The organism is Aeoliella mucimassa (assembly GCF_007748035.1).
Classification (GTDB): domain Bacteria; phylum Planctomycetota; class Planctomycetia; order Pirellulales; family Lacipirellulaceae; genus Aeoliella; species Aeoliella mucimassa.
Window position 1 is genome coordinate 1,931,359 of the sequence record NZ_CP036278.1, and the last position, 11,698, is coordinate 1,943,056.

General features: G+C 58.8%; 9 protein-coding genes. 5 read left to right on the forward strand and 4 right to left on the reverse strand.

Annotation, left to right across the window (positions count from 1 at the left end; genetic code table 11):
- Positions 1-21 precede the first annotated feature (21 nt).
- Positions 22-864 (reverse strand): class I SAM-dependent methyltransferase, encoded by an 843-nt coding sequence (locus Pan181_RS07790; RefSeq protein WP_145246295.1) that lies wholly within the window; start codon positions 862-864, stop codon positions 22-24.
- Positions 865-1,466: 602 nt separating this feature from the next.
- Here Pan181_RS07790 and Pan181_RS07795 point away from each other — a divergent pair.
- From Pan181_RS07795 to Pan181_RS07810, 4 genes are all read left to right on the forward strand, one after another.
- Positions 1,467-2,846 (forward strand): matrixin family metalloprotease, encoded by a 1,380-nt coding sequence (locus Pan181_RS07795; protein ID WP_145246296.1) that lies wholly within the window; start codon positions 1,467-1,469, stop codon positions 2,844-2,846.
- A 71-nt stretch (positions 2,847-2,917) separates the two neighbouring features.
- Positions 2,918-3,619, forward strand: a complete 702-nt coding sequence (gene msrA, locus Pan181_RS07800) for a peptide-methionine (S)-S-oxide reductase MsrA (protein WP_197529023.1) — start codon at positions 2,918-2,920, stop codon at positions 3,617-3,619.
- A 53-nt stretch (positions 3,620-3,672) separates the two neighbouring features.
- A complete protein-coding gene (locus Pan181_RS07805; RefSeq protein WP_145246297.1) occupies positions 3,673-3,903 on the forward strand; it encodes a type II toxin-antitoxin system ParD family antitoxin in 231 nt (76 codons plus the stop codon).
- On the forward strand, positions 3,903-4,226 hold the full coding sequence (locus tag Pan181_RS07810) for a type II toxin-antitoxin system RelE/ParE family toxin (RefSeq protein ID WP_145246298.1): 324 nt from the start codon (positions 3,903-3,905) through the stop codon (positions 4,224-4,226). Before Pan181_RS07805 ends, Pan181_RS07810 begins: the two co-directional genes overlap by 1 nt.
- A 6-nt stretch (positions 4,227-4,232) precedes the next feature.
- Here the strand turns inward: Pan181_RS07810 and metH are convergent, their stop codons facing one another.
- Together metH and Pan181_RS07820 are read right to left on the reverse strand one after the other, a co-directional pair.
- On the reverse strand, positions 4,233-7,949 hold the full coding sequence (metH, locus tag Pan181_RS07815) for a methionine synthase (protein WP_145246299.1): 3,717 nt from the start codon (positions 7,947-7,949) through the stop codon (positions 4,233-4,235).
- A gap of 142 nt (positions 7,950-8,091) precedes the next feature.
- Entirely contained in the window at positions 8,092-9,891 is a 1,800-nt protein-coding gene (locus tag Pan181_RS07820) for a hypothetical protein (RefSeq protein ID WP_145246300.1), read from the reverse strand.
- Between the two features lie 239 nt (positions 9,892-10,130).
- Between Pan181_RS07820 and Pan181_RS07825 the strand changes: the two genes are divergently transcribed.
- Entirely contained in the window at positions 10,131-10,832 is a 702-nt protein-coding gene (locus Pan181_RS07825; protein WP_145246301.1) for a BON domain-containing protein, read from the forward strand.
- A 39-nt stretch (positions 10,833-10,871) separates the two neighbouring features.
- On the opposite strand, the gene Pan181_RS07830 is transcribed toward Pan181_RS07825, so the two are convergent.
- Positions 10,872-11,657, reverse strand: a complete 786-nt coding sequence (locus Pan181_RS07830) for a hypothetical protein (protein WP_145246302.1) — start codon at positions 11,655-11,657, stop codon at positions 10,872-10,874.
- Positions 11,658-11,698 lie beyond the last annotated feature (41 nt).

The following is an 11,698-nucleotide window of genomic DNA, read 5'->3' on the forward strand; positions in this document are numbered from 1 at the left end:
CGAAGAGCGGACGAGGGGCTACTACTGCTCGTCGGCTGGGCGTTCCCACGTTTTTAGCTCTACTTCTTCGAGCGGCGAGTCGTCGCGGGCGAAGTAGAACACGTGTTGCCAGGGAAGCTCGTCGTACTGCCCCACCAGTTTGAAGCCGTTGGCCGTGTACTCTTTCATCGCTTGCGATTGGGTCATCTTGTGCAGCTCGCGAATCGGAACCGTGGGGTCTTCGGCGCGGTACTCCACCAGCGCGATCCGCCCCGTTGGTTTCAGGCTCGCCCGCATCGCGGCCAGCATTTCCTTGGGGTGCGAGAACTCGTGGTACACGTCAACCAGCAGCACCAGGTCGAGTTCCCCCTCCGGCAGTTGCGGCGAGTCTTCTTTGCCGAGCGTGGGGCGGATGTTCGTGATCCGGCGCGCCTTCGCCCGCTCGCCGAGCAGTTCGAGCATCTCGGGCTGGATGTCGACCGCCCACACGGTGCCTTTGCTCCCGACCCGGCGGGCGAGTTGCAACGTGTAGAATCCGTTACCGCAGCCCAGGTCGCAAACCGTCTGCCCACGCTCGATCGGCAGCGCCTTGAGCAGCTTGCTGCAGGCCTCTTCGCGCTCGCGGGTGGTGCGCGTCAGCCAGTCGGCCGCCAGGTAGTGCATGGTGTTGGCAATCCGCCGGCCCATGAACTCCTGAGGATTCAACCTCTCCGCCGGCGTCTTTCCGCGGTCCAAACCTTGGCGATCGCTGTTTTGGGTGTTGTTAGCGGTTTCCCGTGAATCCTTCGGGTCTTTCTCCTGGGCCAGCAGGGCAGCCGGCGAGATGGTGGTCGCCAGGATCGTAAAAACCGCGAAAAACCGTCGAATATGGGGCGAAATCGGCATGATCGGGTCCTGTTTCGAGGCACGGCGTCCGCGGGGGGCGTCGACGCGGGGGTGGGAATGTATCGGCTGGTCAGGGCGAATCTCAGGGTACCCGCTAACCATATGCTTGCAACACAATTCGATCGCACTTACTCTAAAAGTTATTAGTCCATCCTCGTGGCTGCACTGGTAGCAGCGCTGTCTCCCTTGCCCGAATTGCTCGTGAAATAACCTTCCCTTTGCCCCTCGCTCGTGCGGGGCGTATCTTCCGACTCGACTCCAAAAAAAGTCGGACAGTCTATGGTTTCCGCCGGTGCTTTGTCGTTCGACAACCGCTCAGGCTGAGCCGGCTGGGGAATTGTTGTTTCATCGTGCCAGGCATCGCTTCGACAGCCATGCTGCTTAACCGCAGAATTCGCAGGTTGGGCTTGTAGGCAATGATAAACAACACCTGCTGCAGAGATTTACCCCCTGCTGCTGATGACCACCCCAACCCGGCAACCCACCCCCCTCGCGCTTCGTGATGAGCGGTAGGTTTCCTGCGTTCCCCTTCGTGGAGCGATGTCTCTCGCTGAGGGACCGTTGGCCAGGCATCCGGCAGAACGGAACATTCGGAGTCGCCAATGTCGTCGATCAAAACCTGGCTGCTACTACTCGTAGTGGTACTGATGTGCGCGACATCGCCGGCCAGGGCGTGTTTCTTCTGCAGTTGTGGAGTCTCCGAGCTTCATATTGATGGCAGCGACGAAGGTAGCGACGAAGAATCGGTTCCGTCGGCCTATCGCACGCAAGGCAGCGGGTGGGGCACCACATCGTCCGGGTACTCCGGCATCGGCAACCCTGCGATTCTCACCTGGAGCATCGTGCCCGATGGCACCACGCTGCCGCGCGGGGTGAGCGAGCCAGCCAGCGACAGCAATCTCATCGAGTTCCTCGACGGACTCCACCACGGCGGCGAAAGCCCTGGCGGCGACGACTACACGCAACGCGCCTGGTGGGGGCTGATGAACAGCGCCTTTGAGCGTTGGTCGCAAGTCGCTGGTTTGACCTTCAATTACGAGCCGGAAGACGATGGTGCGAGTATGCCGACCAATCGAGGAGTGCTCGGCACCCGCGGCGATCATCGCATTGGCGGGCATTACATCGATGGCGACGTCCGCCCCAGCAACTTGGCGTACAACTACTTTCCCAGCTACTCCGACATGGTGATCGATACCTCCGAAGCAGGTATCTTTGGTAACTCGGAGCAAAACTATTTGCGATTCCGCAACACGCTTACGCACGAAATCGGCCACGGGCTGGGCCTCGCCCATTTGGAGTCGGTCGATACCACCGACGACGATGACGACCACGTGTTCGGCACCTTCCTGATGGAGCCGACCCTCTCGGTAAACTTCGACGGCCCGCAGTTCGACGACATCCTCGGCATCCAACGCTTGTATGGCGACGTGTACGAAAAGGATGGCGGCAACGATACTGCGAGTACCGCCACCAGCCTGGGCGCTCTCGCTTTCGGGGCGAAGCTGATGATTGGCACCGATGCCGACGATCAGTACGTGGCCTACACCGATGTTGATTTTGTGAGCATCGACGATAACTCCGATGTCGATTTCTTTCGATTCACGATCGATGCTCCGATGCAGATCTCGCTGCTGCTCGAGCCAAAAGGCCCCACCTATTTGGAAGGGGCGCAAGGTTCGGCCGACAACGGCCGGCAAGACCTGCTAGATACCTCGGCCCTGGGCGACTTGAGCCTCGCGCTACTGGCGATGGATGGATCGACCACCATCGAGCTCCAGAATACGTTTGGGCTTGGTCTGGACGAGTGGATCGAGGAGGTGACGCTCACCGATCCAGGCGAGTATTTCGTACGCATCGGCAGCACGACGAATGCCGCCCAAATGTATCAATTGAGCGTGATTAGCGTGCCTGAGCCGGCTTCGCTCGCCATTTTATCGGCCGGATTGTTAGGCATCGTACGATGGCGGCGTCGGCGGGCGTAGTCATCGCCCGCCCGCGAGCTAAAATAATGGCAGTCGATTCGCCCCCACCCCAATGAGGCCAAGCGATTGCTATGATGTACCATTCAAAATGTCTCGCCGCGGCTGCGATGTTGCTCCTTGCTTCCACCGCTTGCAGCGGGCCCTCCGCCTCCTACGCGCAGGAGACGGCCGAAGCCAAGCCGGCGGCGAAAACGGAGTCCAAGGAGGAGAAAAAGCCGATGACCGAACCCTCTCTGGCCACCTTTGGTGGCGGTTGCTTCTGGTGTACCGAAGCGGTGTTCCTGGAACTCAATGGAGTTTCCAGTGTGACCAGCGGATACAGCGGCGGGCACTCCGAGAATCCCACCTACAAGCAAGTGTGCAACGGACACACTGGCCATGCCGAAGTGATCCAGATCGAGTACGATCCCGAGAAGGTCACCTTCAACGAACTGCTCGAGGTGTTCTTCAAGACGCACGATCCCACCACCCGCAACCGGCAAGGGGTCGATGTCGGCTCGCAGTACCGCAGCGCGGTCTTCTATCACTCGCAAGAGCAAAAGGAAGTCGCCGAGCAAATCATCAAGGCCCTCAACGAAGAACAGGTGTACGACAACCCCATCGTCACCGAAGTGACCGAGTTCACCAAGTTCTGGCCCGCCGAGGATTACCACCAGAACTACCTGGCCGAGAATCCCCAAAACCCCTACTGCCAGCGCGTGGTCCAGCCGAAGGTGGAGAAGTTCCGCAAGGTGTTCAAGGACAAGCTGAAGAAGGAAGAAGTGGAAAAGTAGCGACACTCATCTTACGAGTGTAAAATAAGAACGATTTCCTTCAGGAGCATGCTATGGAACTTTCGATATCGCTCGCCACTCAGCAGAAGATTGACGCCCAATTGGCCACGGGAAAGTTCTCGCATGCCGAAGATGTCATCAACGAAGCCTTGGATCTATACGCGGAACATCAAGCGACGCTCACCGATCTGGAAGATAGCCTAAGAGATATTGAAGCAGGCCGACTTCGTCCCATCGGTGAAGTCGCTAACGAAGTGCGTTCAGCCAGAGGTTGGCAAACCTGATGGCGGATTTTCGTGTTCTAATAACCGACCGCGCATCAGCACAATTGCACGAGATAGTTGAGTGGATTGAACAACGTGCTCCAGAAACAGCCCAGCGCTGGTTCAAAAAGACACTCACGGAGATCACTTCACTTTCAATAATGCCACGACGGCACTCGCTTGCCAGGGAGTCCATTCAACTAAAAATGGAACTTCGAGAGATCCTCGTAGGCAAACGAAAATGGCGCGTGTTGTATACGATTCGCGATCAGGACGTGATCGTCATGTGCATACGTATCGGTGCTCTGGGGCCGGTGACAGCCGAAGACCTGTCAGGGGATTAACTCCCCTTACTTTTCGTAACCCAGGTTCGGGGCGAGCCAGCGTTCGACTTCGGCGACGCTCATTCCTTTGCGGCGGGCGTAGTCTTCCACTTGCTCCTTGGTGATGCGATCGACGGCAAAGTACCGTGACTCGGGGTGAGCAAAGTACAAGCCGCTGACGCTTGCTGCGGGATGCATCGCGTAGTTCTCGGTGAGCGTGATGCCGGTTTTCGCTTCGGCATCGAGCAACGTGAACAGCGTTTGCTTCTCGGTATGGTCGGGCTGGGCTGGGTATCCGGCCGCGGGACGGATGCCGCGATAGCGTTCGGCAATCAGTTCGTCGTTATTAAGCGACTCGTCTTGCCCGTAACCCCACTCGCGACGCACCTTGGCGTGCAGCGATTCGGCAAAGGCCTCGGCCAGTCGGTCGGCCACGGCCTTAATCATGATGCTGTTGTAGTCGTCGTGATCCGCATCGTACTTGGCAGCCAGCTCGTCGCAACCAACGCCGGTGGTTACGGCAAAGCCGCCCAAGTAGTCGGCCCGGCCCGAGTCGGTGGGGGCGATGAAGTCGGCCAGCGAGTAGTAGGCCTTCTGTCCCTTACGTTCCCACTGTTGCCGCAAGGCGTGGAACCGCGCCAGCTCGGTCGACCGCGAGTCGTCGGTGTAGAGGACGATGTCGTCCCCCTCCGAGTTGGCCGGCCAGAAACCGTACACCGCGCGGGCGGTGAGCAACTGCTCGGCGATCACCCGATCGAGCAACTCGTTGGCATCGTCGAATAGTTTCTTCGCTTCGGTGCCGAGGTTGGGATCGTCGAAGATCTTGGGATACTTGCCCTTCATTTCCCAGGTGAGGAAGAAGGGAGACCAGTCGATATAGTCGCGAAGCTCGGCCAGCGATTGGGTTTCGATCGTGCGGGTGCCGGTGAACTCCGGCGTGGGGATGTCGACCGTTTGCCAGTCGGTGGTAAAGCGGTTGGCCAGGGCCTCGGCGTAAGGCAACAGCGACACCGCCTGACGCTTCTCGTAGCTCGCCTTCAAATCGGCTTGCAGAACCTTGTTCTCTTCGATCAGCTTCGGCCGCGATTCGGGATTCATGACCTTCTCGACCACCGGCACGCTCCGCGACGCATCGACCACGTGCAGCACGGGAATCGAGCAGACCGGGGCGATCTTCACCGCGGTATGCTTAGCGCTGGTGGTTGCACCGCCGATGAGCAGCGGCAGATCGATTTCGAGTCGCTCCATCTCGCGAGCGACGTGAACCATCTCGTCGAGGCTCGGCGTAATTAGGCCCGACAGCCCGATCATGTCGACCCCTTCGTCCTTGGCGGCCTCGAGAATCTTCTCGCACGAGCACATGACGCCGAGGTCGATGACCTCGAAGTTGTTGCAGCCGAGCACCACGCCGACGATGTTCTTACCGATGTCGTGCACGTCGCCCTTCACGGTAGCCAGCAGCACCTTGCCGCGACTCTTCGCCGCATCGCCTGCAGCGGCCTTTTCGGCTTCCATGTAAGGAGTCAGGTAAGCGACCGCTTTCTTCATCACGCGGGCGCTCTTCACCACTTGCGGCAGGAACATTTTGCCCGCGCCGAACAGGTCGCCGACGATGCTCATGCCATCCATCAGCGGGCCTTCGATGATCTCCAGGCACTTGCTGTATTTCTGGCGGGCTTCCTCGGTGTCTTCGTCCACGTACTTGACGATGCCCTTGATCAACGCGTGCTTCAGGCGTTCTTCCACGGGGGCGGAACGCCATTCCTCGGCCGTGGCGGCGGCTTCGCCGGAGTCTTGCTTCTTCACCGATTCGGCAAAGTCGACCAATCGCTCGGTGGCATCGTCGCGGCGGTTGAGAATAACGTCTTCGACCAGTTCCTTGAGTTTCGGTTCGATCTCGTCGTACACCACCAACTGGCCCGCGTTCACGATGCCCATGTCCATGCCGGCTTGCACCGCATAGTACAGGAACACGCTATGAATCGCCTCGCGAACCGGATCGTTGCCGCGGAAGGAGAACGACACGTTCGACACGCCACCCGACACTTTCACGCCGGGGCATTCTTGTTTGATGCGCCGGGTCGCATTGATGAAATCGAGTGCGTAGTTGTTGTGCTCTTCGATTCCGGTAGCGACGGTCAGGATGTTGGGATCGAAGATGATGTCCTCGGCCGGGAACTTCAGCTCGCTGGTGAGCAGTTCGTACGCTCGTTTGCAGATGCGAACCTTTTCGTCCTCGGTGGCCGCCTGGCCTTGCTCGTCGAACGCCATGACGACGATCGCCGCGCCGTACTGCCGGCAGAGCTGCGCACGACGCAGGAATTCCTGCTCGCCATCCTTCAGGCTAATCGAGTTAACGATGGCCTTGCCTTGCACGGCTTGCAGGCCGGCTTCGATCACGTCCCACTTGCTGCTATCGATCATCACCGGCACCGCGGCGGTCTCGCCTTCGCCGGCCAGCAGCCGCAGGTAGTGCACCATTTCGGCTTCGCTATCGAGCAGCCCTTCGTCCATGTTCACGTCGAGCACGTTCGCGCCGTTTTCCACTTGCTCGCGGGCGACTTCCACCGCTTCTTCGTACTGCTTTTCGCGAACCAGGCGGGCGAACTTGCGGCTGCCGGTCACGTTGCTCCGCTCGCCGATCATCAGGAAGTTGCTATCGGGGCGCAGTTCGAGCGGTTGGGTGCCGCTTAATCGCAATCGTGGGGCGACGGTAGTCTTCGAGTGGGGAGCAAAGTCCTTCAGCTCCGCAACCATGGCGGCAATGTGATCGGGCGAGGTGCCGCAGCAACCGCCGACGATGTTTACCCAACCTTGCTTGGCGAACTCGCCGACGATCTTTGCCATCGCGGCCGGGCCGAGGTCGAACTGACCCATTTCGTTTGGCAAGCCCGCGTTGGCATGGCAGCTTACGTACGAGGTGGCCACGCTTTGCAGTAATTCGATGTGCGGCCGCATGATGTCGGGGCCGAGTGCGCAGTTCATGCCGACCGAGAGCATTGGGAAGTGCTCGATCGAGTTCCAGAACGCTTCGATCGATTGACCCGACACGAAGGTGCCGCCACCTTTGTCGAACGTGCCGGAGATCATCACCGGCACGCGATTGTCGCTTTCGCGGAAGTAATCCTCAATTGCAAACAAGCAGGCCTTGAGGTTCAGCGTGTCGATCACGGTTTCGGGCAGCAGGATGTCGACGCCGGCTTCCACCATGGCTTCGACCTGCACCCGGTACGAATCGACCATCTGCATGAAGTTCACGTCGCGATGGGCGGGATCTTCCACGCTCGTCGAGATGGCCATCTGCTTCGATGTGGGACCAATCGATCCGGCGACGAACCGTGGCTTGTCGGGCGTTTGCTCGGTGAATTCCGCGCAGGCTTGTTTGGCCAGCTGCACCGCGGCGACGTTTAGTTCGCGAGTCAGACCTACCGGATCGGCGAACTCGAAGTCCCCCATGCCGATCGGGCTGGCACCAAACGTATTGGTTTCGACGATGTCGGCACCAGCAGCCAGGTACTTGCGATGGATGGTGAGCTGCGCTTCGGGTTGCGTAATGCAGATCAGGTCGGCAAAGTTCTTGAGATCTTTGTGATGATCGGCAAATCGCTCGCCACGGATCTCTGCCTCGCCGATGCCAAGTGCTTGCACCTGGGTGCCAGTGGCTCCATCGAGGAACAGGATGCGGCGTTGGAGCAGTTCGTCCAGTTCAGCCGTACGATTTTTCACCGCCGATTGTGTCAGCATAAATGAGTATCTTGGGGATAGGGATCGATTCGTTGCGATAGCCAAAGTGGACCATGATAACATGGAACCCGGGGCTACTTAACCCTATCCCCAGGACAGTTATGCCTGGGGCGATGTTCGCTGGGGGGCCAATTTCCGCGGTTTACGGTTGTTCCGATAGCTCTTCTTCGGCCGCTTCCACCTCGGCTTCGGGCAGTTCGCGACCCATGTTGAACATCATCGCGTGCAACCCGGTATTGGTATCGAGCAAGTAGCCGCCGGTCGGGGCGAAGTAGCCCTCCAGCTTGTCGAATTCAGGCAGTTCGTTCGCTTCGAGCACGCCGAGCATGTTGCTAGCAAACGGGCTGTTTTCGCCGATCGTGCCGAGGAAGCTCCGAGTGCCATCGGACTGCGAGGTCTCAAACCAGTGACGGAACGTCTCTGCGGGATTGTTATACAGGAAGCCAACCATCTGCTTGCCGCGGGTCAGACGCTCGACCCGGCTTTGAATCACTTTGTACTCGATCGAATCCGACAAACGAGGACGCGAATCCTGGTGGGCTTCGATCATCTGTTCCAGCACGTTCGACGACATCGTGACGATCAGTGTGTTGTCCAAAATGCCGACCGCTGGCGTGAACGGGCGATTTTCTTCCGGCATGTTCCGCATCCACGGAGGAGCCATCGAGTAGTACTGTACTCCGCCGAATTCCACGTCTTCCCAGAATTCGCCCGCTGTTTCGCGGATCGCATCCAGCAGCTCTTGGCCTACTTCGGGATCAATCAGCTCCAGGCAGATTGCATGTTGCTCACCTTGAATACGGTTTGGTTCGTCAAAGCCAGAATATAGAGTGACCCTGCCCGAGAGGTTGTCAATGAAATACTCACGGAAGTCGACTCCCCAAGCATTGGTCGCGCCCGACTCGACTTCGTCGAGGAACGCTCCGTCGTAGCGGAAGTGGTCGTAGAGTTGGATCACGCGGTCATAGATGCCGACCGGATCGAGATAGGTGGTGCCATAGTTGCAGGCTTGAGCAGGCACGTAGTCTGGCGGAGTGATATCGCCATCGACGAAACGCAGCAGGGTGAGCACCCCTGCGCGAGGATTATCGAGCAGCAGATGCATGTGCATCAGCGTGTCCCAGTTTTCGGTGGCAAAGCTCGAGGTGCCGCCGAGCGACAGGATACCATCGAGCCCCAGAGCGGGGAACGTGGCCAGCGTGATCGACGCGCCGACGTTGCCTCGCATCGTGCGACGCACCACGAGAATCGGGTCGATATAGGCAACAATCTGCGGAGGTTCTTCGAGTTGGGTGCTGCACTCCTTGAGAATGGTCTGGAATTGGGGATTCTCGGCAAACGACCGCTCGCCTGGCAGCGGGCCTGGTTCCAGGGTGTCGTCATCGCTTTCGGCAACGTCCTCTTCGGTCAGTTCAACCGTGGGAGTCCGCCCCGCCCAGCGATCAAGCACGTGGCCGAGCAGCACTTCGTCGTTGCTTCCGATCAGGCAGCAATCTTTGATCAAGTAGCCGAACGAACTCGAGCGGTCGTCGCCGTCGCGGACGATCGTTACGGTTTCGCCACCGATTTCTTGCTCTTCGACCACCATGGCCCGATCGGCCCATCGTTGATCGAGTACCTCGACCAGGAAGTCGACGTTCTCCTGGGCGCCGTCGAAGTCGGCCAGCAGCAGGATGCCGAGGTTGTCGTCGCCGCGATCGATGAGGCCGATGGCGACTTCACCTTGGGGAATACGATCGAGGTCGGCCCACTCAAAGCCAGCTTCTTCCGAATTCCGCTCGTTAAACTGGTCGCCGACTAGGCTCCATATACCACCCACTAGGGGGGCGACTTCGGGATCGTTCAGCATGGCTCCGACGCCAGTTTGACGCCAGCGCTCGTAAAGCTCGCGACCATGGGCAATTCGGAAAAAAGCAGCTGTTTCGTAGGGAAATAGCCGCATTGCCGAAGGTCGGGATTCTACGGCCTCCTGGGCGTGGAGCTGCGGGGGCGTGAGGAGTGAGACAAGAAGGAGAACCGGCAAAAAATAGCGGGGTTTCATAATAGAAGATGCCAAATGGAGAGCAGATTAGTTGGTCCGAGGCGGTCAGCACCTGTTCATAAGTTATACTACTGCGTGCTGTCCTACTGCCATTTACCCCCGCAAATAGCAAGTTGTTTCTCGCAATCTGGAGTTTTCTTATGTCTCGCCACTTTCGCCAGCTAATGATCGTCGCGACCGTTGCCGGCTTTTTTGCCGTATCCCCTGTTTGGGGGCAAGGCATCGGCGGCAGCCGGACCACCGGCACAGGCACTACCGGAATGAGCTCGGGAATTGGCACCTCCGGCATTGGAGGTAGCTCGCTGGGGGGCGGCATCGGAACTAGCGGAATTGGTTCCGGCGGCTTTGGCACCAGCGGAATCGGCCAAGGCGGCTTCGGCCAAAGCACTTCTGGCATTGGAAATCAGTCCAACAGTGGGTTCGTCGGTCGCACGAGTGACGACGTAACCAACATGTTTAACAACATGACCCGCCAGAATACCCAGGGCGGTCAGTCGGGACGCACGCGAAACAGCAGCAACCGTAGCACTCGGAGCAGTAGCTCCAACCGAGTCCAGCAGCCAGTTCGTGTGACCCTGAAAGTGGCTTTCGATCACCCCGCGATTCGTACTCCACAGCGAACGATTGCTGAGAACGAAAAAGTAATGGAGCTGCTCACCGACCAGAATCTGTCGGGCGTCAGCATGTCTCGTAGCGAAGGACGCGTAGTGCTCGGTGGCACCGCTCCCACGGCTTGGGATCGCAAGGTCGCTGAGAAACTCGTCTCGCTGCAGCCTACCGTGGTCAGCGTATCGAACGAGATGAGTGTTTCCGAAACGGTCAGCACTCCCTCGCCGGAATAGACTGCTACGCGCGTTACTTGTTGGGAACTAAGGCCCTGCTTACTTCTTGATCGAAGGCAACGTGGCCGTCGAAGGTGCGTTGCCCACTTCCACTCTGGTGGTAACGTCCCCTTCTTGCGTGGTCACCACTGGCGAGCGACGGAACTTGCCCGGCAGCGAGATCGTAGTGGCCTTCATCTGCAGCTTGTTCTGCTCAGCGGTAGTGGCATCACGCACTTCCACCTTGGTGGTGTACCCTGCCTGCTCGATATTGGCCGGCTTGGTGCTCTGCGCAACGAGGGTGGGGGTCTTCGCCCGCCCTGGTAAGAATTGGCGAGCTTGATCGCTCACAACGAGCCCGCCCCCCTTGAGGGGCTCGAAGCGGGCGATCAAGCTCACCTCAGCTTGTTCTCCGCCAAGTTCGTCCCACGGCAGCCAAATACTGTAGGACACCCCAATTTCCGAGTCGCTCTGATGCTTGGCGAACTGCTCGGGGGGGAATACATAACGCCGAGTCGGGCGGTTATCGGTTTCGGCACGATCGTCTTCGGCGAACGCGTAGACGACTAGCTGTCCCTCGACCATGACCGGCTCATCCGAGACTCGGTCGTAGAAGTAGAGTCGACCGCCAAAGCCTCGCGAACCAGCACCATTTTGGTGCAACACCGCTTCCGACCAAGTGGCGACCACGCGGTCGGGAGTCTGAGGTGTCGGTTCTGCTTCCTGGAATGAAGCCAGCGGATTGAACTTGCTTTGCTTCTCGCCAGTCGATTGACAGCCAATGGCCGTCAGGACGGTTCCACAAACCAGGGTAGCCGCAAGGAATCGTGAGTTCAGAATCGACATGGCAGTGTTCGCGTAAAGCAAGAAACAATTCGTAAGGGATG

What these genes read in the sequence shown, in the direction of transcription:
- Pan181_RS07790 (WP_145246295.1), bottom strand. Translation starts at nt 864, where the DNA reads ATGCCGATTTCGCCCCATATTCGACGGTTTTTCGCGGTTTTTACGATC.
- Pan181_RS07795 (WP_145246296.1), top strand. Translation starts at nt 1,467, where the DNA reads ATGTCGTCGATCAAAACCTGGCTGCTACTACTCGTAGTGGTACTGATG.
- msrA (WP_197529023.1), top strand. Translation starts at nt 2,918, where the DNA reads ATGATGTACCATTCAAAATGTCTCGCCGCGGCTGCGATGTTGCTCCTT.
- Pan181_RS07805 (WP_145246297.1), top strand. Translation starts at nt 3,673, where the DNA reads ATGGAACTTTCGATATCGCTCGCCACTCAGCAGAAGATTGACGCCCAA.
- Pan181_RS07810 (WP_145246298.1), top strand. Translation starts at nt 3,903, where the DNA reads ATGGCGGATTTTCGTGTTCTAATAACCGACCGCGCATCAGCACAATTG.
- metH (WP_145246299.1), bottom strand. Translation starts at nt 7,949, where the DNA reads ATGCTGACACAATCGGCGGTGAAAAATCGTACGGCTGAACTGGACGAA.
- Pan181_RS07820 (WP_145246300.1), bottom strand. Translation starts at nt 9,891, where the DNA reads ATGCGGCTATTTCCCTACGAAACAGCTGCTTTTTTCCGAATTGCCCAT.
- Pan181_RS07825 (WP_145246301.1), top strand. Translation starts at nt 10,131, where the DNA reads ATGTCTCGCCACTTTCGCCAGCTAATGATCGTCGCGACCGTTGCCGGC.
- Pan181_RS07830 (WP_145246302.1), bottom strand. Translation starts at nt 11,657, where the DNA reads ATGTCGATTCTGAACTCACGATTCCTTGCGGCTACCCTGGTTTGTGGA.